The following is a 23,311-nucleotide window of genomic DNA, read 5'->3' as shown; positions in this document are numbered from 1 at the left end:
GCGTGATGCGCGGCGCCGGTTCAATGACGGTGATAGGACAGCGCGTCGAGATCGCGCCGGGCCGATGCATGCCCGGTGAGACCGAAACCGCGTGCGAGCGCGCCGAGCGTATCGATGGCGGACGCCGCGATCGTGACGCCGACGGCCGCGAGATAGCGGACGACGCCTAGCTGCGGCAACTGCTGATGATTCAGCGCGCGCAGGCTGTAGCCGAGCCGCATCGCCATCACGCAGAACGGGCCGAGCGGGCCGCTGCGGCCGAGCCACTGCCAGCCGCGCGGCAGGTACGCGTTCACGAGATACGGCGTCAGGCCGACGCTGTCCTCGCCGCGCATCCAGCGCAGCTTCAGCGATTCGCGTTGCGTGTCCGGCAGCCGATGTTCGGTGTGCGCGGCCGGTGCGAACTCGACGGCCACGCCGGCTGCCTGCATCCGCAGCCCCATCACCTGGCAATGCGCGCGATAGACGCCGTCGAGCGGCTCGTAGCGGAATTGCGCGAACACGTCGCGGCGGAACGCGACGTTGTTCGCGTAGAAATTGCGCGTCGCACCGTCACGCAGCGGGCTCGGGAAATACATGAAATCGATCGACGTCAGCGCGGTGCCGAGCACGGTCGGCGCATAGCTGGTGCGCCCCGCCACCGCGGCGGGCGCATCGCCGGCTTCGCGCGCGAACGGTGCGAGCAGATGCTCGAGCCAGTCGTCGGCCGGCCGGCAATCGGCATCGCCGAACACGACGATGTCGCAGCGGGCCGCGTCGACCCGGTCGAACCCGTCGTTCTTCGCATCGTAGTAGCCGGTGCTCGCGCCGATCTCGACGAAGTCGATCGGGCGGCCGGCCAGCGCGGCGATCTCCTGGCACGCATCGGCCGGCAGCCCGTCGTGCGTGATGATCCATTGCGCGAGCGCCGCAGGCGGCACGGTCTGCTTCGACAGCGCCGAGACGAGACGCTTCAGGCTGTCGACGGCCTGCACGAGCCCCGCGCCGCCGCGCAGGTTGTTCGTCTCGAGCACGAGCGCTGCCCGCGCCGCCACGGCGCGAGCAGCCGCGCGGGTGTGCCGCGTGGTTTCTGTGAAGTCTGGCATCCGGAATATCTCCATCGTCATGCGCACCGGCATGGATGAAACGAATGGGCGGGGAGCCCGCGGCGCATCGGCGAATGCGGGTCGCCCGCGCCCGTCGTCGCAAAACGGGCGGCCTGGACGGCGCCCGCTTCGCGTGCCGTCACTCCTGGACGGACGGCGCCGATTCGGCGTCGGGATAGCGCGGCTTCGCGTTCTGCAAGTCACGCGTGTTCTTCTGCACGGCCACGGAACCGAACAGCGCGAGCACGAACGACATCGCGTAGAAGCCCTTCTCGCTCAACTGCAGCGTTGCGTTGAAGAGGCCGACGACCAGCAGCGCGATCGACAGCAGCAGCGCGATCCAGCTGAGGCCGTAGTAGATGCCGGTGACGGGAATGCCTTCCGCGCGGTCGCGGACGCTCTTCTGCAGCGAGATGGCCGCATACAGACCGAACACCAGCACGGTGAAGTAATAGCCCTTCTCGTTGAGCTGCATGCCGGCGTTCCACAGACCGATCAGGAATGCCGCGAAACCGGCGAGCAGCGCGGCCCACGACGCGGCCACGAACGCGAACGACGGCTGCTGGATGGTGGTCTGGCTCATTGCTTTGCCCTCTCTTTCTTTTTGTTCGGAATCGTTTTCGTTGAACTGCGTTTCGCGCATGGTAGCAGCTTTGGCGCGCGCCACGACAGCGTCGCTTGCAGTCTTACATGCCGCGCTGCGCCCGCCGCCAGCGTCCCGGCGTCGTGCCGAGCACGGCTCGAAACGCCTTGCCGAAGGCGGCCTCGGACTGGTAGCCGACCGCCTGGCCGATTTCCGCCTGCCCGCGCTGCGTATCCTGCAGCAGCGCGCACGCGTGCATCATCCGGATCTGCGCGACGAACGCGCCGACGCTCATCCCGGCCCGCTCGCGGAAATGCCGTGCGTACGTCGCGCGCGACATCGCAGAGGCGTCGCCGAGCGACTCGACCGTCCAAGGTTTCTCCGGCGCCTGCAGCACGGCCTGGACCGACGGGCCGAGCCGCGCGTCGGCCGCCAGCGCCAGCCAGCCCGACGGCACGCGCGCACCCCGCCCGTATGCGCGCAGGGCGTACGCGAGCAGCGCCTGGCCGAGCGCGTTCACGATCGCGCCGGCGCCTGGCTGCCCGTTCGACGCCTCGGTGCGCAGCACGCTCGTCAGCAGTTGCAGCGGCGCGAACCCCGACGCCTCGCGCAACCCGACATGCAGCACGTGCGGCAGCGTGCGCATCAGCAATTCGCCTGCGCCGCGCGCATAGACGAACCGCCCGCACAGCAGGTCCACGCTCGCGCCGCCTGGTTCGGCCGGATCGAGATTCGACTTGACCGGCAATACCGCGCCGCCGCCGGCGCCCTGTTCGCGCAGCGCCGTAGCCGGCCGCGACCGGCCGGCCCCTGCGTCGAGCAGATCGTGCGCGCCACCCGCGGGCAGCAGCACGAAATCGCCGTCGGCGAGCTGCAACGTGCGCCCGTCCGCGGTACGCAGCCGGCAGGTTCCGGCCAGCACCAGGTGAAACGCCGCCTCGCCGGACGGCAGCGGGTCGTGCGGCATCGCGAACGGCCCGTCGAGCAGGCATCGCACGTCGAGCTCGACATGGCTGCGGCCCAGCGATAGGAGTTGACTCAACGCATCCATGAGACGATCGCGCTAAAAATTGACACTCTAGCGTATCGAAACCCTCAGCGCGAGCGATCAGAATAGCCCTGCATCGCCCGAGATCGCGGCCCCCGCCGCCCTCCTCACCCCAACTCGAAAGGACGCATCATGCTGAACTGGAACGAATACCGGAAGGAACTCTCGACGCGCATCGGCGAGATCGCCAAGCTGTCGCCCGATACGCTGGCCGGCTACAAGGCGCTGTCGGGCGCCGGCGCCAAGACGGGCCATCTCGACGCGAAGACGCGCGAACTGATCGCGCTCGCGGTCGCCGTCACGACGCGCTGCGACGGTTGTATCGCCGTGCACACCGCGGAAGCGGCCAAGCATGGCGCGACCAAGGAGGAAGTGGCGGAAGCGCTCGGCGTCGCGATTGCGCTGAACGCGGGTGCGGCGCTCGTCTATTCGGCGCGTGTGATGGACGCGCTCGGCGAGTGAACCTGACGGCCGCGGTGCTACCGTCGGGGGTGGCGCCCGGCCGCATTGGCCGCTTTGGCTGCATGGCCGAGCGGTGGCGCATCGCGCATCCGGGGAGGCACCCGATGTATGAAGATTGGCCAGCTTACCTGCCCGAATGACTGGCCGCGTGCGCCCAGGCACGGATGCGCCGCGAAGTCGGCTACCATGCTGCGAACGATCCATCGTGAAGGAGCGCTCCATGTGCCGCTGGCTCGCCTATACGGGTAATCCGATTCATCTCGAGACCGTCCTGTTCCGCGCGAAGCATTCGCTGATCGACCAGAGCCTGCATTCGGAGCTGGGGGCGACGACCACCAACGGCGACGGCTTCGGCATCGGCTGGTACGGGCGCCCCGACGAACTCCCGTTCCGCTACCGCTCCGTGCATCCCGCGTGGAACGACCGCAACCTGCGCGAAGCCGCACGCGCGATCCGCTCGCGGATGTTCATCGCGCACATCCGCGCGGCCACCGACACCCCCGTGCAGGAAACCAACTGCCCCCCGTTCCGCCACGGCCGCTGGCTGTTCGCGCACAACGGGCTGATCCGCGATTTTCACAAGCTGCGCCGCGACCTGACGATGAAGGTCGATCCCGCGCTGTTCCCGACACTCGAAGGCTCGACCGACTCCGAACTGATGTTCCGCCTCGCGCTGACCTACGGCCTCGAGCAGACGCCGCTGCCGGCGCTCGAGCGGATGGTCGGCGTGGTCGAGGAGAGCGCCGCGCGGCATCGCGTGGCCGACCCGCTCAACATGACGATCTGCGCGACCGACGGCGAACGGATCATCGCGGTGCGCTATTCGAGCGAACGGCAGTCGCGCTCGCTGTTCCACAGTACGTCGTTCAAGCACCTGCACGAGCTGTATCCGCACAACCCGCGCATCGCCGAAGCCGGCGACGACGCGTTCATGGTCGTGTCCGAGCCACTCGTCGACTTGCGGGGCGCGTGGGAGGAAGTGCCGGAGAGCATGGCGATCGTCGCGCAGGGCGGCGATGTGCAGCAGCGGCCGTTCGGGCCGCGGCACAAGTAGCGCGGCGGGCTGTCACTCGCGCCGTCAGGCGCGGCGCGACAACCGCATCCGGACCGAATCCAGTTCGGCGGGCAGCCGACGCGACCGTGCACGCGGCCGCGGCAGCGAGGTGAACCCGAGCCGTTCATACAGCGCGCGGGCCCGCACGTTGCGCGTCAGCACGTCGAGCACGACGTCGCGGCTGCCGTCGGTGGGCAATGCGCCGGTGTCCAGCGCATCGCGAAACAGTGCGCTGAAGATCCCCGTGCCGCGTTGCCGTTGGTCGGTCGCGCAATGCGCGACGAGGATCTGCGAACGCTTCGGTGCCGGAATTTCCGTTTCGAGGATCAGCCCGCGCAACAACTGGCCGATCGTGCGGCGCACACCGAAGAAGCGCGCCAGTGCCCACACGATATGCACATCGTCGAACATCGTCCGCTGTCCGTCGTGGATCGCCATTACGGCGAGCACGGTGCCATTGTCATCGTCGGCGACTGCGACACGATGCCGGCGCCATGAAAAGCGCCCGTATCGCGACCGAAACGCCTGCTGCAGGAAAGCAATACAGCGTGCGTCGCTTTCACCGAGAAAGAACCCGAATTCGGCCACGCCGGACGCAAACACGAGCGACGCGCATGCCGCCGCGTCGCCCGCATGCGCCGCACGAAACCGCACGCGCTCACCAGTGCGCGGCACCGCTTGCGCGAACGCACCGGCCAGCGTCATGCGCTGCGCCCCGCGAGACGCGACAACACGGCGACCGTCCGGCTGATCTGCTCCGGCTCGTGCGTCGAGCAGATGAAGAAGCGCAGGCGTGCGGCCTTTTCCTCGACGGCCGGATAGAAGATCGGCTGCACGTTGATCCCTTCGTCGAACATCGCATTGGCCCATTGCGCGGCCTTCAGCGAGCTCCCCGTGATCACCGGCACGACCGCGAACCCGGCACTCGTGCCGGTATTCAGCCCGGCGGCGCGCGCCTCGGTCAGGAACTGCCGCCCGCGCGCCTGCAATTGCGCGACGCGCTCCGGCTCGGCCTGCAGACGCTCGAGCGCGGCCAGCGACGCTTCGGCGAGCGTCGGCGCGAGCCCGACGCTGTACAGAAAGCCCGGCGCCAGGTGCCGCAGCATGTCGACCAGCGGCTGGCAGCCGGCGATGAAACCGCCGCAGCCGGCCAGCGTCTTGCTCATCGTGCCCATCCACATGTCGACCTGGTCGGGCGCGACGCCGCAATGCTCGCGGATGCCCTTGCCGGTCGCGCCGAGCACGCCGAGCGAATGCGCCTCGTCGACCAGCAGGAATGCACCGTGGCGCGTCTTCACGTCGACGAAACGCTGCAGGTCGGGAAAATCGCCGTCCATGCTGTACAGCCCTTCGATCGCGATCAGCACGTGCCGGTATTCCCGGCGCACGCGCGACAGCAGTTCGTCGAGCGCCTGCCAGTCGTTGTGCGCGAAGCTCAGCCGCTTCGCGCCGCTCAGCTGCGCGCCCTGCACGATGCTGTTGTGCGCGAGCGAATCGTGGACGACCAGATCGCCGGGGCCGAACAGCGCACCGATCACGGTCACGTTCGTCGCATGGCCGCTCACGAACGCGACACAGTCGTCGGTCTCGTAGAACGCGGCCAGCGCGCGCTCGAGATCGCGCTGCACCGGACGCTCGCCCGCGACCATCCGGCTTGCGGAGGCCGACGTGCCGTAGCGGTCGATCGCGGCTTTCGCGCGTGACGACACGGCCGGATCGCCGGCCAGGCCGAGGTAGTTGTAGTTCGCGAAGTTCAGGTACTCGCGGCCGCCGATCTGCGTCGTCGCGCCGGCCACGCCTTCATGCACGCGGAAAAACGGCGAGTCGACGCGCAACTTCTCGCCCATCTCGCGCATGATCCGGACCTGCTGATACTGCGGCATCGATTCGAAGCGGCTGCGCGCCGATGCGGTCTGCGCGGCCAGCGTGCCGGGCACGCCCGGTGCCGCGGCCGCATCGGTCGCGCGCTCCAGTTGCCGTTTCAGCGCTTTCGCCGCCAGTTGCTGGCGAAGATGCTCTCCCAGTGCCATTGCTTCCTTCGCTGTATCTCGAAAAGGCGCTATGTTACGCCGCGCATCATGAAAAAGCGTGGTGTCACGCGTCGGGAAACTCGGCCCACTGCCATGCGTCGGGTTGCACCAGCAGCGCATCCACCAGCCGGAAATTCATCTCGTGGCTCGGCCGCAGCGCGCTCACGCGCGCCAGCAGCGGCGCGCCGGCCAGCGCGAGATCGCCGACCAGGTCGAGCACGCGATGCCGGACGAACTCCTCCGGCAGCCGCATCCCGCCCAGCACGCGATTGCCGACGATGGACGCCGTGCACGACGGCCGCGCGCCACGCAGGATCGGCACCCCGCGCAGATAACCGGCGACGATCGCGGGTACCGCCCACTTCACGCGGCCGTACGAACGCGATGGTGCGATTTCGGTCGCGAATGCGGCCGGCGTCAGCGCCCCGTCCCAGTGCATGTCGCCGAAACCGCGCAGGTCATTGCGCACGCTCAGTTCGTAACGCGGCGCCGGTTCGATCCGCATTTCGCGCCGCTGGTCGCCCTCGCCGTCCGTGACGACGACGGGCCGCAGCACGCGAATGAAGCGTTTCGGCGCATCGAGCGCGACACGGCCGCACGCGCGGATCGCATCTACCCAAGGCGCGGCGCTGCCATCGAGAATCGGCACTTCTTCCGCGTCGATCTCGACGATCGCGTGATCGATCTCGCATGCAAGCAGCGACGCGAGCAGATGCTCGATCGTGCGAACGCCGACGCCGTCGGCATTGCGCAGCATCGTGCACAGCGGCTGCGCGCGGCGCAGCGCGGGATCGACCGGCAGCGTCGCGAGCGTGCGCCCCTGCGCGACGCGACGGAACGCGATACCCGTCACGCCCTCTTCCGGACGCCCGGGCAGGATCCGCACGCCTACCCGGCGCCCCGTGTGCAGCCCGTGACCGTCAATCGTCAGCGGCCGTGCCAGCGTGCCCTGACGCGTCGCCCACCCGGACGGCGCGCTCATCGCGCGACCTCCAGCGTCGGCGACGCCTGGCCCGCCACGGGCGCCTGCCGCGTATCGAGCATCGCGCGCGCTTCGCCGTCGATCGCATGCTTCGCCGCGAGCGCCGCGACGGCCTCCTGCGCGGCATCCGTCGCGGAACCGGCATCCGCATCGGTCGACGCGCCGATCGAATCGACGATACGTCCGGCCAGCGTCGTCACCGACGCGCCTTCGGCAATCGCCATCACCGACAGCTTGACCTCGAACGCTTCCTCGACCGCGAGGCCGAGCTCCATCCCCATCAGCGAATCCATGCCCATGTCGAGCACCGACTTGTCGAGCGCGATGCGATCCGGCGTCATGTGCAAAATCCGCGCGATCTGCGCCTGCAGCGTCCGCGCCACCAGCGCGATCGCTTCGTCGCGCGGCAACGCCAGCACTTCTTCCCGCAACTGCGTGCCGCCGTCGCGCGCATCGCCGCCGCTCGCGTGCGATTGCAGCAGCGAATACCGGCGCGCCTTCGCGGCCGGCATCCCGCGCGCTACCGCGTGCCAGTCGAGCCGGACCACGGCCTCGCCGGCCGCGCCCGCGAGCAGCGTGCGTTCAAGCGCGACCATCGCTTCGTCGGACGTGATCGACGCACCGCCGATCCGCGACTGCAGCGCCTCGCGCGTATCCGCGTGGCGCGCGAGGAAGCCGACGTCCTCGAGCGGCCCCCAGGCCATGAACGTGCCCGGCAATCCCGCCGCGCGACGATGTTCGACGAGCGCCTCGAGGAAGGTGTTGGCTGCCACGTAGTTCGATTGCCCCGGATTGCCGAGATAAGTCGTCGCCGACGAATAGACCACGAACAGGTCGAGCGGCAACGCGCGCGTCGCGCGATGCAGGTTCCACGCGCCGGCCACCTTCGGTGCGAGCACCGCGGCCATGCGCGCATCGTCGAGATTGCGCACGAGGCCGTCGTCGATCGACATCGCGGAATGCAGCACGCCCTTGAGCGGGCTGCCGCGCCGGACGATCGCCTCGATCATCGCGTCGACCGCCGCGGCGTCGGTCACGTCGCACGACACGACATCGACCGTGACGCCGAGCGTCGTGCGCCAGCGCTCGACTTCCTCGCGTGCGGTAGCAGCGAGCTCGCCGGAACGGCTCGCCAGCGTCAGCCGGCGTGCGCCGCGCTCGACCATCCAGCACGCGCTCGCGAAACCGAGCCCGCCCGTGCCGCCGACCACCAGGTACGTGCCATGCGGATCGAGCGCGAGCGAGCCCGCGCGCGTGACGCCGCGCGTCGGGGCCGGCGTGCCGGACGGATAGGTCACGAGCACCTTGCCGATCTGGCGCGCCTGCTGCATGTAGCGGAACGCATCTTCCGCCCGTTCGGCCGGAAACGCGCGATACGGCAGCGGATGCAGCACGCCTGCCTCGAACAGCGCCATCACTTCGCCGAACAGGCGCGCGGTCAGCTCCGGCAACGCCCCCATCAACTGGTCGGCATCGATGCCGAAATAGCTGATGTTGTTGCGGAACGGCCGCAGCCCGATATGGCTGTTTTCGTAGAAGTCGCGCTTGCCGAGCTCGAGAAAACGCCCGAACGGCCGCAGCGTATCGATGCTGCGCACCATCGCTTCGCCGGCGAGCGAATTCAGCACGATGTCGATGCCCTGGCCGCCCGTCAGCGCGCGAATCTCATCCGCGAACGCCAAGCTGCGCGAATCGAGCACGTGGTCGGCGCCGAGCAGGCGCACGAACTCGCGCTTCTCGTCGCTGCCGGCCGTCGCGAACACTTCCGCGCCGAAGTGGCGCGCGAGCTGGATCGCGGCGATCCCGACCCCACCCGCGCCGCCGTGCACCAGCACGCGCTCGCCGCGACGCAGACGCGCGAGCTCGACGAGTGCGTAGTACGCGGTGAAGAACGTGGTCGGCACGGTCGCCGCTTCCTCGAACGACAGCCGCTCAGGTTTCAGTGCGATCGCTTGCGCGCGCGTCCTGACGCGCGTCGCGAACGAGGCCGGCGCGAAGCCGAGCATCGCATCGCCCGGCGCGAATCCCGTCACCGCGTTGCCCACGCGGACGACGCGGCCGGACAGTTCCATCCCGATCGTCGCACCCGCGAAGCCGGTCTCGACCGCTTCATCGGACAAGAGCCCCATCGCATACATCACGTCGCGGAAATTGAGGCCGGTGGCAACGGGCTCGATCTCCACCTCATCGTCACCCAGCGGGCTTTCCGGCAACGCGAACCATTCGAGATTGCGCAACGAGCCCGGTGCATCAAACGCGAGCACGGCCGCACGCGCGATCGCACCATCGTTGCGGGCCGCGGCCTGCGCGGCGGTCAGCATGCGCGGCACCTGCCGCCCGTGTGCGCCCAGGACGACCTCTTCCTCGACCGCCGCGCCGGTCAGCTCGCGAATCAGCGCGTCGGAGATCCGGTCCGCCGCGCGATCGACGTCGATCAGGCGGCATGCGAGCTCGGGATGCTCGTTCGCCAGCACGCGACCGAGACCCCACAGCGTGGCCTGTTCCGGATGCGCATTCGCGGTCCCGGCGAACGGCGCGCCGCCGCGCGTGACGACGGTCAGCCGCGTGGCCGCGTTCGGCTGCGCACAGAGCGTGCGAACGAGTTCCGCAAGAGCGATCACGCCGTTACGCTGCGCGGCCATCAGGCCATCCCCCGCCGCCGATTCGGCGAGCGGCGTTTCCGGCGCGCAGAAGACGACATGCGTCGGCCGTCCGGCCGGCAACGACGCGATCGCATCGGCCGCGTGCGTAACGTCGACGATATCGGCCGGATAGCCCGCACGCGCCAGCGCATCGGCCAGCCGCCCGCCGAAACTGCCGGCGGCATCCGGTGCATGCATTACGAGCCATTGCTCGCTGCGTGCAAGCGTATCGAGATCGCTCGGTTCCTCGCCGCGTTGCGCGACAACGGCGCTCGCGGGGTTGCGCGCGATGACGAACGTCGGCGTGCCGTCCAGATCGAGCGATTGCTCGACGTGCCGCACGACGTCGACGAAGCCCGCGCGCTCGAGCGCGGCATCGAGATCCGCCGGCGCCAGCGGCACGGGCGCATCGGCTTCCGTCGACGAAGCCTGCGCGCCGAATACGATGTCGGAAAAACGGCCGCGACGCGACTCGGCCAGCAGCAGCAATCCGCCCGGTGCCAGCCATGACCGCATTGCATTCAGCGCGTCGGCCACATCGTACCGGCCGCTCAACGCGCGGTTCGCAACGATCAGGTCGTAAGGGCCGGCTTCGTCGGCCGCCAGCGACAGCCGCTCGCCTGACTGCAACGCAACCGTGCGCACCGCCGCTTCCGCATCCGCGTCGAACCCGGCGAGTTGGCCGGCAGTCGCCGCAATTGTGTGATCGCAGCGCGCGGCCGCGAGATGCATGCCGAGCGTCTGCAGCACGTCGCCATCCGTCGCGCCCAGCTCGAGCACGCGCAACCGGCGTGCCGATTGCCATGCGTCGACCGCCTGCTCAACGCTCGCGGCCAGCAACGCGTGCACGTGCTGCCACGTCGGCGATGCGGCCAGGAGTTGTTCGACCAGGCTGTGCCCGGTCGGCGACAGCAAACGGGCACCGTCCTTCGCGCCGTTCAGCACGTCCGGCAACGCCGCGCCGCAATGCGCGAGCAGCGTCAGCTCCGCCACGTGCCCCGGCGATTCGGCCAGCAGCCCGCGCCACAGCTCGTCGAGCGGCGGCAACGCCGCGCACGCCGCGTCGTCGCGCACGAGCAGCGCGCCATCGCGATGAGCGAGTCCGTCCTCGACCAGCATGTCGGCAAGACGTGCGGCCAATGCCTCACGCCCGGCCGCCGGCTGCCAAGTGCCGGCGAATGCGCCGAGCGCATCGAACGCGCGGAGCGCATAGAGGCTCGCCAACACGTCGAGCAGCGGCAGGATTTCGGTCAGATGCTGAGTCCGGCGGCCGTCGTGCCCGGCCGCATCGAGCCGTGCGACAGACTGCGCGAGCAGCGCGTCGGGGGTCGGTAAACCGGCTGCATTGATGTCACCCGGCAGCGGCACTTCTTCCAGGCGGTAGACGAAGCGCGCGGGCAGGTTCTGCCGGCGGCCGACGAGATCGACGCGCCGGAACCGGCATGCGCCGAGCCGCGCGACGATCGCGCCGCGCGCGTCGAGGAATTCGAAATGCGCGACGATCGAATGCGGGCTGTGGCGGTCGATCCGCACGAGCACCCGCTCGACCGTGTCGCCGCGCAGGTAGTCGACCCGGCCGATCTGCACCGGCACGTAAGCCGGATGCTCGCCTTCGCGCGCGTGCGCCGCCAGCAGTGCGAACAGCGGATGAAACCCGCTGTCCATCAGCGCCGGATGCAGCAGATAGGCGGACAATGCCCGCGCGTCGCCGCATGCGGCCGGCGCGGCAATGTCGGCCAGCGCCGCGCCGTCATCCGCGGCGACCCGCACGGTGCGAACCCAGCGGAATGCCGGACCGTAGCCGAGGCCAATGGCCGCCGTGTTTGCGTACAGCGTGTCGCCGTCGGCGGCGGGCAACGCGAGCAGACGATCGAGCGCGCCCGACGGCACGACGCTCGCATCGCCGAGCGTGTTGCCGCTTTCCAGCATCCGCCCCGTCACGTTCAGCGTCCATGCACCGTCGGACATCCGGTCGCGCGTCTCGATCGTGAAGGTCGCGGTACGCGGCTCGATCACGAGCCGGAACAGCTTTGCCTGCTGCGGCTGGAATACCACCGGCGTGCGGATCTCGACGTTTTCGAGCGCCGCATCCGGCGTATCGAAGAAGGTGCGTGCCGCGGCGAGCGCCATTTCCACGTAGCCCGCACCCGGGAACGCCACGCCGCCGTCGACGACGTGATCGGCCAGCATCGGCAGCTTCGCCGGATCGAGCTGGTTTTCCCACGCGAATGCGTGCTCGTGGAGACGATAGCCGAGCAGCGGATGCTCGCGGCGACGATTGACGAGGCCGTAGCCTTCGACGGTCGGCGTCAGCCAGAAATGGTCGCGCTGCCACGGATAGGACGGCAATGCAGCACGCGCTTCGCCGGGCGCGAAGCGGTCGGGATCGACGCTCGCACCGTGCGCGATCGCCGCGAGAATCGCTTGCCGCAGCGTCGCCGCGCTGCCGTGATCGCGCTTGAGCGTCGGCAGCGCCACACCGGTCGCGCCGGCGGCCGCGAATGCCTGCTTCACGTACGTGCGCAGGATCGAATGCGGCGAGACCTCGACGAACAGCCGGACGCCCTGCTCGATCAGATGCGCGATGCCGTCGCCGAAGCGCACCGGCTCGCGAATGTTGCGCCACCAGTAGCGGGCATCGAGCTCGGTGCCGGCCAGCGCGCCGCCGGTCACGGTCGACACGAACGTGCCGTTGCCCGGTTGCGGCCGCAGGCTCGCCAGCTCGGCCAGCACGACCGGCTCGATGCGGTCCATGTGGCTGCTGTGGAACGCGTAGTCGAGATCCAGCATCTGGAAGAACTTGCCGCTGCCGCGCAGCGCGGCCTCCAGCGCTTGCAAGCCCTGCAGCTCGCCCGCGAGCGTCACCGCGTCGGGGCTGTTGATGCCCGCGATCTCGACGCGCCGTGCCAGCCCGTGGCGCGCGATCAGTTCGCGCGCCGCCGCGTCGCCGATGCCGACGGCCGCCATCCGGCCGCTGCCGCGCGTCATCGCCTGCGCGCGGCTGCGGATCTTGATCACGCGAACCGCGTCGGCGAGCGACAGCGCGCCCGTCACCCACGCCGCGGCAATCTCGCCGACGCTATGGCCGATCGCCGCGTCGTAACGCATCCCGCGCGCGTCGATCACGCGAATCATGCCGACCTGGATCGCGAACAGCAGCGGCTGCGCGTTCTCCGTCGCGGCGAGCCATTCGGCGCCCGCGCCGGCCAGCCATTCCACGCTCGGGCCGCCGCGCATCACGTCGACGAGCGACGGGCTGCCATCGGCGCACCACAGCGCGTCGACTTCGTCGAGCGCCGCGCGGAACACGGCGTTCTCCGCATAGAGTTCGTTGCCCATCCCGACCCACTGGCAGCCGTTGCCAGAGAAGACGAGCGCGGTGCGGACCGCGTCGGCCGGGGCCTGGCCGGTTGCCACGCAGGCCGGCAGGCCTTCCGCTGCCGGATGGGCCAGTGCCGCAAGCGCCGTGCGGCCTTCGGCTTGGTCGGCCGGCGCGACGATCACGCGATGTTCGAGCCACTGGCGACGACGTGCGGCCGCGGCGGCCAGCGCCTGCCAGTCGCCGCCGTTGTCGAGCATCGTCAGATAGCGGCCCGCGAGCGCGCCGAGCGCATTCGCGCTGCGCGCGGTCAGGACGAGCGGAGACAGTTGCGCATGCGTCGGCTCGGGCGCGGCCGTCGACGCCTCGTTTGAAGCCGGCGCCTCGGTCAGCACGACGTGCGCGTTCGTTCCGCCGAAGCCGAACGAGTTGACGCCGACCGTCAGCGGCGCGTCGCCCGCGTCGAGCGGCATGTATCGATCGACGACGCGCAGACGCCCGCCGTCGAAATCGATCCCGGGATTGGGCGTGACGAAATGCAGCGAGCGCGGTACCGCGCGATGCTTCAGGCACAGCACGGCCTTCAGCAGCCCGGCCATGCCGGATGCGGTCTCGAGATGGCCGATGTTGGTCTTGACCGAACCGATGAGCAGCGGACGGTCCGCCGGGCGCTCGCCCGACACGACGTCGATCAGCGCACGCGCCTCGATCGGATCGCCGACCGCCGTGCCGGTGCCGTGCGCTTCGAGATAGGCCAGCGACTGCGGATCGATGCCCGCGCGCGCGTACACGCTGCGCAGCAGCGACGCCTGCGCGGCCGCGCCCGGCACGCTGATGCCGCCCGGCGTGTGGCCGACCGAGTTCACGCCGGAGCCGGCGATCACCGCGTGGATCGTGTCGCCGTCGGCGAGCGCGCGATCGAGCGGCTTGAGCAGCACGAACGCGCCGCCTTCCGAGCGGACATAGCCGTCGCCGGTCGCGTCGAACGTGCGGCAACGACCGCGAGGCGACAGCATCGACGCCTTGGAGAAGCTGACGAAACCGAACGGGTGCAGCAGCAGGTTGACGCCGCCCGCGAGCGCCACGTCGGCTTCGCCGGACTGCAGCGCCTTGACGGCCTGGTGGAGTGCGACGAGCGACGACGAGCAGGCCGTGTCGACGGACATGCTCGGGCCGCGCAGGTCGAACAGGTAGGACACGCGGTTCGACGCGATGCTCAAGGTGTTGCCGGTCGCCGAATATGGATCGATCACGTTCAGATCGTCCATGTTGCGGTTGCCGTAATCCATGCTGGCGGCGCCGACGAAGACGCCGCAGTTGCTGCCGCGCATGTCGGCCGGACGCACGCCCGCGTCCTCGAACGCTTCCCATGCGAGTTCGAGCAGCAGGCGCTGCTGGGGGTCCATCTGGGCCGCTTCGCGCGGGGAAATGCCGAAGAACGCGGCATCGAAGCCGGCGACGTTGTCGAGCACGCCGGCCGAGAACGTGTAGCTCTTGCCCGGCTCGCGCTTGGACGGGTGCTGGTAGAAATCGGTGCCGAAGCGGTCGGCGGGGATTTCGGTGACTGCGTCGCGTTCGTCGCGCAGCAGTTGCCAGAAGTCGCCGAGATTGTTTGCGCTTCCGGGAAACCGACAAGCGATCCCAATTATTGCAATCTTGCTGTTCATCTTTTATGTCGCTTTCTCGGATGCGCACGGCTCTTCCGCACGATTTCCGTCATCTTGTACCACATGCAGCAGCGCCGCCCCAAGCTCTTCGGCTGCCAAATTCCGGCATTCGGGAGCATCTGTGCCGTAATTGCGCCAAATAAAGTAGTCGCTGCGTTGCGGCATAACGCCCAACTTTTGGAAAACATGGGGCAGAGCGGGAACGTGATCGCCGTAAAAACAAACGACCGTTTCACGCTTGCTGGTGCGCAGATAATCGATCAGGCGCCCGATCATTGCATCGGCATTTTCGATGTGCCTCAAATATGCGGTCAAATCGCGCCAAGATGCGTCCTCGCCAAGAGTATGCCGTGAAGACGATTCTCCAGGCAAAACCTCCTCCAGATGCAGCGGGCCGTGGTTTTCCATGGTCATCGCGAAAATAAATCGCGGGCGAGCGTCATCTGCCGCCTCGAGTTCCGCGACGATCGACTCCGACACGGCCGCGTCCGCCACGTACGGGCCGGCACGGGACGCCGACCCAAAATGGCGGATATCGAGAAAGCGCGTGAAGCCGAGTAACGGAAATACCCGGTGCCGCCCGAAGAAATCGGCGTAATACGGATGAATCGCGACTGTGTCGTAACCGCAACGGTCGAACCAGGATGCAAGTGAAGCGACTTTATTTCTTACAAATGCGTAAGGATAGAAACGCGCATACCTGAGCGAAAAGGATTCCGTGCCGGTCAGCACCGCGAACTCCGTTCGCATGGTGTTTGCCCCCCACGCAGGCACCGTCATCTCGCCCTGCCAGGCTGCCTCGCGACGCGCCTCGTCGAAGCGCCTGAAGAGACTCGGCTCGACCGCCTCTCCGAGCCGGCGCGCATCGAAGAACGATTCGCTCTGGATCATGATCACGTCAGGGCGTCTCGCCGGCTTGCCTGTTGAGAACGGCCCAGCCGCCACCACCTCGCGGAACCGCCGGAACGTCGCGGGACGCAAGCCGTTGAGCAGATAGCCAATGAACACGGCAAAAAAGCCGTGGCGGCGCTGGTCGGCGTCGGGATCGAGCGTCAACGGCACACGAGCGGCCACGAGCACGGCCAGCATGAACGACAGCGCGACCGTGAGCCATACCAACATGCCGGAGCCTGCCGGCACGGGGCGCTCGACGACGAAGCCTGCGATCACGAGCACGATGCCGGCACCGATCGCGACAACCTTGCCGGCGCTCAGGAACGGCAGGTAAAGACGGGGATGCGAGAACAACTGACTGAAAAGGCTCAGATCGGTAAATACGAACGGCTCGCGCAGCGACTCGTACTTCGCATTACTGACTGCGGCGACAAGACCAACGAGGGCCAGCGCCGAGCAGGCCGCAAAAAGCGGCCGCGACGTGACGGCGAACATAAAGTCGAGCAGGAATACTACGGAAAGAATGTGAAGCACTGACGACAACAGCGGCCGCCGCAGGGGCGCGCGCGGGACGGCGATCGAGTCGACCGCGAACGACAGTACGACGACGGCCGTCAGCGTCACGGCGAGACGCGCGCTCAATTGGCCCGATCCTTCGACGGCAGATAGGACAGGCGGTCGAGGATCGCGTCGGCAATTGCAACGGGCAGCAGCGGCAGGAGGCGCATGCCGAATGCGAGTAGCCCGGGAAATGCGATCTCGTTTCGGCCCGTATCGAGCCGTCGACGGATGTAGGCGGCCGAACGCTCGGCGCTCCAGAGGAACGGCTTGTCGCCGGGGAATACGTCGCTCATGGCCGTCTTCACGAAGCCGGGCAGGATGACGGTCACGCCCACGCCGTCACGCGCCAGCAGCGGGCGCACGGAATCGCCATATGCCTTGATTGCCGCCTTGCTCGCGCAATAGGCCGGCGAGATCGCCATGCCGCGCAGCGCGGCAATAGAACTGACCATCGCGATCCGACCGCGCTTGCGCGCGCGCATCCGGTCGATGACCGGCAGGACCGTGTGCAATGTGCCGTAGAGATTCGTGTCGATGACGCGAGCCGTTCGTTCCAGGCCCTCCCAGTCGCTCGCATCGGCGATCGTGCTGGCCACGCCGGCGTTCGCGATCAAGAGGTCGATCGGGTGACGGGTGTCGAAATCGGTCAACCAGGCGGCAATCGACGCCGCATCGCGTACGTCGATCGTGCCTGTGTCGACTGTCGCGCCACGCGCCCGGCAAGCTGCCGCCGTTACATCGACCTCGACGGTATTGCGGCCGACGATGCCAAGCGTCGTCCCCGGCTGCGCATAGGCGAGCGCGAGCGCACGGCCGAGACCGGCACTCGCGCCGGTGATGACGACGCAGCGCGTCAGTTGATCAGGCATCCGCGCGATCCAGGCGCTCGACCGCTCCCGCGACCGCCATCTCGATACCGGTCCGGGTGTAGAAGTCGCCGTTGATTTGCGTGTGGTGCATCACGTAGTCGAGGAAGGCGTGATAAAGGTGCATGTCAGGCAGATCGCCGCCGTGCCAGAAATCGTCCAGTTTTCCCTGCCAGGTCAAGCCGCGCATATTATAAATGGCAGTCCCGAGCACAACTAGCGGGCGCTCGTGGTGCAAGGCCGACAGGCCGACCGTGCTGTTCACCACGACCACGCCCCGCGCATGCTCGAGCAGCGTCGGCAGGTGGCCCGAGTTGATGAAACGGACCCGATCTCCGATGCCGGCCTCGCGCGCGATCGACATCGCGAAACGATGGTATTCGATCATCCCCGTGTCGAGCGGGTGGTTCTTGATCAGCAGGATTGCGTCGCGCGGCGCGTGCCGCGCGAACGAGCGCACAACATAGTCAATCGCATCGCGCACCCCATTGAAGGGCGAATGCACGACGATCTGCGCGTCGGAGTTCAACTGTAGCGGGAACAGATAGTACGGCCGCCCGTTCGCCAGCAATTCGCGCGTGACCGCTTCGGCCTCCCGCCGATGCTTGCCTTGCAGCAGCGCCCGAACCGCGAGGCCTGTGTACTCGAGCACGCCGTTCTTCGGCCGATGACTGCGATAAAGCGGAAAACGCCACATCAGCAGCGCATTGGCGACCCGGTACGTGATGTCGTGAAACACCCGCTCATACAGGTTGTAGCCGGTTGGCACCCCGGGCTCTGCCGCTGGGACAACATCGCGCAACCGCATGTATTCCCGCGGATCCACCGGCATTCGCGAGCGGCCGTTTACACCGTGGTTTTCAAGCGTGATCCAGTGCGGGCGGACGTAGCCCTCTTCGAACACGTGCACGCGCAGACCGAATTGCTCGGAAACCGGGTGCATGTGCCGATGGACCGCGCGACAGTCGCCGAACATCACGACATCTGTAATGCCGTTGGCACGCACGAGGTCCGCGTACCAGTTCGACAGTTGCGAGAATTTCCCGGAATAGTTGGACACCTTCCCGGTTCTACCGTAAAACCAGTCTCCACCGCAAAAATTGACACGATGAACCACGTGACCACGTGATACGAGCGCTTCCGAAAGACGACTGAAAAACACTGAAGCCGTGCCTTGCAGCACTAGAAATGAGCGAGGCATGGATATCGGGAAGGGGAGCGAAAATTTCTCTGGAAACTGCCAGACAGGCTTTATTCTTCTGACGAGCCCCATCGACATCGGCGAGAGCCAAACTCCGCTGGTGGCTGGGCGCAATTTTATGCCGAAAGAACGACAGAATGAAGACAAAGTTCATAAAGTCGTTCGCATGTGTCCTCCTGGCACCGGTCGCCGCCCCGATCATAGCCGAATGCCGCACAGCTAGCCTATAATCAGGCGCCTTGAGCAGACGCAAGTCGACGCACCCTCTACCCGATCTAGGCGGAGCAGCCGATAGATGTACGGCGAGGACCCGGCAAAGCCCCCGGGCGCTTCTCCTGCACAGGCTGCCTGTCCGACGGCACCGCTTATCCGAATTCGGCTCCCGGGCTGGCGCATGTTGACGTCATGCTCGCCAGCCACTTTGCACTCTGTATTGACGGAAAAAAGTTGGAAAACGTAACCACCAGCGACGTGACAACCCCGGCCGAAGAGAAACCCGGCCTCGTTCAGCGGCTCAAGCGGATCAATCGCCTGCTCGCGGCAACCGTCATTATTCCCACGGCAATTGCGACGCTGTATTTTGGCGTCATTGCGTCGGACGTCTACGTGTCCGAATCGCGCTTCGTGGTAAAAAGCCCACAAAAGCAGACGCAGAGCAGCATCGTAGGCGCATTCCTGCAGGGTGCCGGACTCTCGCGCTCCGCGGATGATACGTTCTCCGTCATCGACTACATGGCGTCACGAGATGCGCTTCGCGAACTCAACGCTAATAATTACATTTTCGATGCCTATACGAAGCATGGTGACTTTGTCAGCCGGTTCCACACGTGGCCGGACAGCAGCTTCGAAGAACTGTGGAAATATTACGACAAGCATGTCGTCACGGCCACACTGGATTCCGAGTCAGGCATTACGAAGCTGCAGGTTCGTGCATATACCGCCGAGGACTCCCAGCGAATTAACGAACGCCTGCTGGAAATGGGCGAACGATTGATTAACCAGATGAATCAGCGTGCTGCGGCAGATACGGTCCAGTTCGCGCAACGTGAAGTCGATGCTGCAGCTGCAAAAGCGAAAGACGCTGCAGCCGCGCTGGCCGAATACCGAAAGTCATATACAGTGTTCGACCCGGACAAGCAATCCGCCCTGCAATTGCAGCAGGTTACGGCGCTGCAGGCGCAGCTCTTTTCCGCACAGACGCAACTTGCCCAGATTCAGTCCATTGCACCGCAAAACCCGCAGATTTCCGTCCTGAAGACGAATATCGCCAATCTGCAGAAACAGATTGAGGAAGCGACAACAGGCGTTGCCGGCGGCAAGAACTCACTTTCGGCCAAAGCTGCGACTTACGCTCGCATGCAGCTCGACGCGCAGTTCGCCGACAAGCAACTCGCGTCGACAATGAGCGCGCTGGAAAACGCACGGGCCGAGGCACAGCGAAAGCAGCTTTATCTGGAACGCCTGATACAGCCGAATACCCCTGACGTTGCAGTCGAACCCAAGCGCCTGAAGTCGATTTTCGAAGTATTTGCGTTGGGTATGATCGCATGGGGCGTGCTGTCGCTTCTGTTGGCAGGCCTGCGCGAGCACCACAACTAAGCCGAGGTTCATACGACATCGCCGCGCCATGTTGGCGGCGCAGTCGATGCCGGACTCGGACTGCAACCGGCCCGGTTCCGCCTTAATCGCCCCAGTAACGCACGCTCAATAGTTGATTTCGGATGATCGAACTCAAGAACATCGCCAAAGACTACTACACGCGACAGGGCCGACGCCGGGTCCTCGAAAAGATCGACCTTCGCGTCGACAGGGGCGAAAAAATCGGCATTCTCGGAAGGAATGGTGCCGGCAAGTCGACACTCATCCGCCTCATCAGTGGCGCGGAACTCCCGAGTGCCGGCATGGTTCATCGCAACATGAGCGTATCGTGGCCGCTCGCATTCGGCGGCGCGTTCCAGGGCAGCCTCACCGGGATGGACAACCTGCGGTTCATCTGTCGCATCTATGGCGTCAACATCAAAGATGCCGAGCCGTTCGTACAAGAGTTCTCGGAACTGGGGTATTACCTTCGAGAGCCGGTCAAGAGCTACTCGGCAGGTATGCGCGCGCGACTCGCGTTCGCCTTGTCGATGGCGATCGAATTTGACTGCTTCCTCATCGACGAAATTATTGCTGTCGGCGACAGCCGGTTTCACGCCAAGTGCCACCACGAATTGTTTGAACGACGCGCGGATCGGGCACTCATCATCGTCAGTCATGACGCCGCGTACATCCGCGAACATTGCACTCGGGCAGCCGTGCTGGTGCAAGGTCGGTTGCGCATGTTTGACGAGATCGAAGAAGCCTACGCGTTCTACCAGGAAAACAGCGCCATCAACTGAAGCGCCCATTCCACCCAACCGATGCCCCTGACAAGGTTCAACCGCGCAGCGCTCGCTCACTGTGCCGCAACTCGCTGGCATGCTCCGCTGACCCGATATGCACGCAGTGCAGCCGACCGGCTACGCACAAGCACGCGATCCGCATCAGTCTCGCGGGAACGCCAGTTGCTCATCGACGTGTCAATCATCGCGCAACACGATGCAGGAACCGGTATTCAGCGAGTGGTGCGTTCGCTCGCTCTGCAATTGATTTCGTCTCCTCCGCCAGGCTTCGTGGTGCGACTGGTGCGCGCCAATCGACGCGATCGCTATCGCTATGCAGATATCTACGCAGCCAGACTGGCGGGTACCCTCCCTCCAGCAAGCGACGCTCCGGTTCATGCGAACCCCAGGGACGTGTTCCTCGGCCTCGACTTGACGAGCCGGATTGCCCCGAAGCGACAGCGTGATTTCCTTCAATGGAAACGGCAAGGCGTCCTGCTTGCGTTCGTCGTCTACGATCTGATGCCGATGCAGCACCCGGAGTGGTTCACGCGGCGCTCGGCCCAATCGTTCAAGCAATGGCTGTCGACCATCGCAATTCACGCGGACGCACTGTACTGCATATCGAAATCGGTCGCAGTCGAGACCCAGGCGTTCCTCAGTACACGCTTCGGCATTTCCGAGCACGAGCTGCCGACGGGCTGGTTCCATCTCGGAGCCGACTTCCAGGCGCACCGCACCAGCGCGACCGGCACGACTCCACGCAAACCACGCGTGACTGGGCGCGGACACACGGTGTTGATGGTCGGAACGATCGAGCCACGTAAAGGACACCGGCAGGTGCTGGACGCGTTCGACACGCTTTGGAACGACGGCGTCGATGCGACGCTCATTATCGTCGGCAACGCTGGGTGGGCGGTACAAGAACTGACGACACGCCTCGATAGCCATGCCGAACTCGGGAAGCGGCTGAGCTGGCTACAGGACATCGACGACGCGGCACTGGCAGACTTGTATGCTCGCGTGGACGGACTACTGTTCGCATCCGAAGGAGAAGGGTTCGGACTGCCGATCGTCGAGGCCGCACAACACGGCCTGCCACTGCTCCTGCGTGACCTACCTGTTTTCCGAGAAGTAGCTGGCAGGCATGCCACCTACTTCTCGGCGAGCGACGGCACCGGACTGGCTTCGTCGCTCCGTAACTGGCTGCGCGCAATCGACGACGACATCGCTCCAGACAGCCGCGCCATTCTCCCCATCACCTGGCAGGAAAGTGCGGCACAGATCAAGACGCTGCTTTCAAACCTATCAGAGTCGCGCTGACTGCTCGAACCGCTCGTAGACCGCCAGCATGCGGCGTGCGCAACGTGCCCAGGTCGCGTCGCGCGCGATTTCCAGGCCACGGGCCCTCGCGGCAACTCGCCACACGTCGTCGCTCAGCACACGCTCGATGCCATGGCGCAAGGCATCGTGATCGTCGGGCTCAACCAGCCAGCCGGCATCACCTGCCACTTCAGGCAGCGACGAGACATTGGAAGTCAGCGTCGGAACGCCACTTGCAAGCGCCTCGAGCACCGGCAGGCCAAAACCTTCGTACTTCGAAGGCATGAAGAACGCGCGAGCACCAGCATAAAGTGCCGGCAAGATGGCTTCCGGTACGAATCCGAGGTAGCGCAGCCACTGCTCGTCCTCCCCTTTCCTGATCTTTGCGTGAAGATCGTCGTTCAGCCACCCATTGCTACCGACCAATACGAGCGGATATCGGGAACGCAAGGCAACAGGGAGTTCCGCGTACGCGTCGATCAGGCGATCAATTCGCTTGCGTGGTTCGAGCGTCGATACACTAAGCCCGTAGCCCCCCGCGGACAATTGATAGGCAGCGAGCGGCGAAGCGAGTTCGTCGCTCGTATGCGGCCGGAACTCCGCAGGCACGCCAAGCGGGACGGCGGTGATATTGTCGATTGGCCAACCGAAGAAATCGGAGACCTCTCGGCGAGTAAATTCCGAGTCGGTAACAAGATGCGCGGCGCGCTCAAGCGTCGATGCGAAGCCTCGCTCGAAATGGCGCAATCGCTCGACCGGATGAGTCTCTGGATACTTGAATACCGACAGATCGTGCACCGTGACAATACCTGTCGCACATTCGTCGGGCAGAAAATAATTAGGCGAATGGAATAGATGGTCACGCCACCTCCGGTCACCGCTCCATCGCTGGAAAGCCTTGATCGGTGGCAACGAGCGCGCCCATTTCGGCAAACGACTGCGACTTGGCGCGACCGGCTGACCGTCAAGCAATCCAGCCACGTCGTCGACCCATGTCCCCGCAAAATAGAAACGAATCGCGTCGAGCCCGCCTTCCGGTGAAGCAAAATGCTTGGCCAATTCCCACGTGTAACGGCCGATACCCGTGAGCGGAGGTCTGATCGAATCCACCGCAAGAATTACCTTCACATGCCTCCCGAATCCCATCCACCAAAAGCAAAACGGGCCCGATGCGACTACATCATGGCCCGTGCGATACCCCATTGCGATGCCCCGAAGGACATCGGCAAAC

16 protein-coding genes are annotated in these 23,311 nt (G+C 66.1%); 5 read left to right on the top strand and 11 right to left on the bottom strand.

Features of this window, described 5'->3' with window-relative positions:
• Window positions 1-20 precede the first annotated feature (20 nt).
• The 3 genes from CFB43_RS03795 to CFB43_RS03785 form a co-directional block, all read right to left on the bottom strand.
• A complete protein-coding gene (locus CFB43_RS03795) occupies window positions 21-1,085 on the bottom strand; it encodes a glycosyltransferase (protein ID WP_089494163.1) in 1,065 nt (354 codons plus the stop codon).
• Window positions 1,086-1,224: 139 nt separating this feature from the next.
• Window positions 1,225-1,668 carry an inner membrane protein YiaA gene (gene yiaA, locus CFB43_RS03790; protein WP_089494162.1) on the bottom strand — a complete coding sequence of 148 codons (444 nt, stop codon included), beginning with the start codon at window positions 1,666-1,668 and terminating at the stop codon, window positions 1,225-1,227.
• 103 nt (window positions 1,669-1,771) lie between these two features.
• Window positions 1,772-2,719, bottom strand: a complete 948-nt coding sequence (locus CFB43_RS03785; protein ID WP_089494161.1) for a cupin domain-containing protein — start codon at window positions 2,717-2,719, stop codon at window positions 1,772-1,774.
• Window positions 2,720-2,848: 129 nt separating this feature from the next.
• On the opposite strand from CFB43_RS03785, the gene CFB43_RS03780 reads away from it, so the two are divergent.
• Together CFB43_RS03780 and CFB43_RS03775 are read left to right on the top strand one after the other, a co-directional pair.
• Complete coding sequence (locus CFB43_RS03780; protein ID WP_011351062.1) at window positions 2,849-3,178, top strand: carboxymuconolactone decarboxylase family protein; 330 nt, start codon at window positions 2,849-2,851, stop codon at window positions 3,176-3,178.
• Between the two features lie 220 nt (window positions 3,179-3,398).
• Window positions 3,399-4,232, top strand: coding sequence for a class II glutamine amidotransferase (locus tag CFB43_RS03775; protein WP_089494160.1), 834 nt, complete (start codon window positions 3,399-3,401; stop codon window positions 4,230-4,232).
• Between the two features lie 24 nt (window positions 4,233-4,256).
• Here the strand turns inward: CFB43_RS03775 and CFB43_RS03770 are convergent, their stop codons facing one another.
• From CFB43_RS03770 to CFB43_RS03740, 7 genes are all read right to left on the bottom strand, one after another.
• Window positions 4,257-4,937, bottom strand: coding sequence for a GNAT family N-acetyltransferase (locus CFB43_RS03770; protein WP_089494159.1), 681 nt, complete (start codon window positions 4,935-4,937; stop codon window positions 4,257-4,259).
• Entirely contained in the window at window positions 4,934-6,262 is a 1,329-nt protein-coding gene (locus tag CFB43_RS03765) for an aminotransferase class I/II-fold pyridoxal phosphate-dependent enzyme (RefSeq protein WP_039361294.1), read from the bottom strand. The genes CFB43_RS03770 and CFB43_RS03765 overlap by 4 nt, the downstream gene beginning before the upstream one ends.
• Window positions 6,263-6,326: 64 nt before the next feature.
• Window positions 6,327-7,244 (bottom strand): UDP-3-O-acyl N-acetylglycosamine deacetylase, encoded by a 918-nt coding sequence (locus CFB43_RS03760; protein WP_089494158.1) that lies wholly within the window; start codon window positions 7,242-7,244, stop codon window positions 6,327-6,329.
• The gene (locus CFB43_RS03755; RefSeq protein ID WP_089494157.1) at window positions 7,241-14,872 is read right to left on the bottom strand and encodes a type I polyketide synthase; all 7,632 of its coding nucleotides are present in this window, start codon (window positions 14,870-14,872) and stop codon (window positions 7,241-7,243) included. Before CFB43_RS03755 ends, CFB43_RS03760 begins: the two co-directional genes overlap by 4 nt.
• Before the next feature lie 3 nt (window positions 14,873-14,875).
• Window positions 14,876-16,408 (bottom strand): LTA synthase family protein, encoded by a 1,533-nt coding sequence (locus tag CFB43_RS03750; protein WP_089494156.1) that lies wholly within the window; start codon window positions 16,406-16,408, stop codon window positions 14,876-14,878.
• Window positions 16,405-17,196 (bottom strand): SDR family NAD(P)-dependent oxidoreductase, encoded by a 792-nt coding sequence (locus CFB43_RS03745; RefSeq protein WP_089494155.1) that lies wholly within the window; start codon window positions 17,194-17,196, stop codon window positions 16,405-16,407. Before CFB43_RS03745 ends, CFB43_RS03750 begins: the two co-directional genes overlap by 4 nt.
• On the bottom strand, window positions 17,189-18,394 hold the full coding sequence (locus CFB43_RS03740) for a capsule biosynthesis protein (protein WP_179254823.1): 1,206 nt from the start codon (window positions 18,392-18,394) through the stop codon (window positions 17,189-17,191). The genes CFB43_RS03745 and CFB43_RS03740 overlap by 8 nt, the downstream gene beginning before the upstream one ends.
• Window positions 18,395-18,841: 447 nt before the next feature.
• Between CFB43_RS03740 and CFB43_RS03735 the strand changes: the two genes are divergently transcribed.
• From CFB43_RS03735 to CFB43_RS03725, 3 genes are all read left to right on the top strand, one after another.
• Window positions 18,842-19,993, top strand: a complete 1,152-nt coding sequence (locus tag CFB43_RS03735) for a hypothetical protein (protein ID WP_089495239.1) — start codon at window positions 18,842-18,844, stop codon at window positions 19,991-19,993.
• A 122-nt stretch (window positions 19,994-20,115) separates the two neighbouring features.
• Window positions 20,116-20,775, top strand: coding sequence for an ABC transporter ATP-binding protein (locus CFB43_RS03730; RefSeq protein WP_089494153.1), 660 nt, complete (start codon window positions 20,116-20,118; stop codon window positions 20,773-20,775).
• 165 nt (window positions 20,776-20,940) lie between these two features.
• Complete coding sequence (locus CFB43_RS03725; RefSeq protein WP_226204415.1) at window positions 20,941-22,080, top strand: glycosyltransferase family 4 protein; 1,140 nt, start codon at window positions 20,941-20,943, stop codon at window positions 22,078-22,080.
• Here the strand turns inward: CFB43_RS03725 and CFB43_RS03720 are convergent.
• Window positions 22,066-23,208 carry a glycosyltransferase family 4 protein gene (locus CFB43_RS03720; RefSeq protein WP_089495238.1) on the bottom strand — a complete coding sequence of 381 codons (1,143 nt, stop codon included), beginning with the start codon at window positions 23,206-23,208 and terminating at the stop codon, window positions 22,066-22,068. The genes CFB43_RS03725 and CFB43_RS03720 overlap by 15 nt on opposite strands.
• Window positions 23,209-23,311: the final 103 nt, after the last annotated feature.

This window comes from Burkholderia sp. AU15512 (assembly GCF_002223325.1).
In the GTDB taxonomy this organism is placed as follows: domain Bacteria; phylum Pseudomonadota; class Gammaproteobacteria; order Burkholderiales; family Burkholderiaceae; genus Burkholderia.
The sequence above is the reverse complement of the archived record's forward strand: the minus strand, read 5'-3'. Positions and strand labels throughout refer to the sequence as shown.

What these genes read in the sequence shown, in the direction of transcription:
- CFB43_RS03795 (WP_089494163.1), bottom strand. Translation starts at nt 1,085, where the DNA reads ATGCCAGACTTCACAGAAACCACGCGGCACACCCGCGCGGCTGCTCGC.
- yiaA (WP_089494162.1), bottom strand. Translation starts at nt 1,668, where the DNA reads ATGAGCCAGACCACCATCCAGCAGCCGTCGTTCGCGTTCGTGGCCGCG.
- CFB43_RS03785 (WP_089494161.1), bottom strand. Translation starts at nt 2,719, where the DNA reads ATGGATGCGTTGAGTCAACTCCTATCGCTGGGCCGCAGCCATGTCGAG.
- CFB43_RS03780 (WP_011351062.1), top strand. Translation starts at nt 2,849, where the DNA reads ATGCTGAACTGGAACGAATACCGGAAGGAACTCTCGACGCGCATCGGC.
- CFB43_RS03775 (WP_089494160.1), top strand. Translation starts at nt 3,399, where the DNA reads ATGTGCCGCTGGCTCGCCTATACGGGTAATCCGATTCATCTCGAGACC.
- CFB43_RS03770 (WP_089494159.1), bottom strand. Translation starts at nt 4,937, where the DNA reads ATGACGCTGGCCGGTGCGTTCGCGCAAGCGGTGCCGCGCACTGGTGAG.
- CFB43_RS03765 (WP_039361294.1), bottom strand. Translation starts at nt 6,262, where the DNA reads ATGGCACTGGGAGAGCATCTTCGCCAGCAACTGGCGGCGAAAGCGCTG.
- CFB43_RS03760 (WP_089494158.1), bottom strand. Translation starts at nt 7,244, where the DNA reads ATGAGCGCGCCGTCCGGGTGGGCGACGCGTCAGGGCACGCTGGCACGG.
- CFB43_RS03755 (WP_089494157.1), bottom strand. Translation starts at nt 14,872, where the DNA reads ATGAACAGCAAGATTGCAATAATTGGGATCGCTTGTCGGTTTCCCGGA.
- CFB43_RS03745 (WP_089494155.1), bottom strand. Translation starts at nt 17,196, where the DNA reads ATGCCTGATCAACTGACGCGCTGCGTCGTCATCACCGGCGCGAGTGCC.
- CFB43_RS03740 (WP_179254823.1), bottom strand. Translation starts at nt 18,394, where the DNA reads ATGCCTCGCTCATTTCTAGTGCTGCAAGGCACGGCTTCAGTGTTTTTC.
- CFB43_RS03730 (WP_089494153.1), top strand. Translation starts at nt 20,116, where the DNA reads ATGATCGAACTCAAGAACATCGCCAAAGACTACTACACGCGACAGGGC.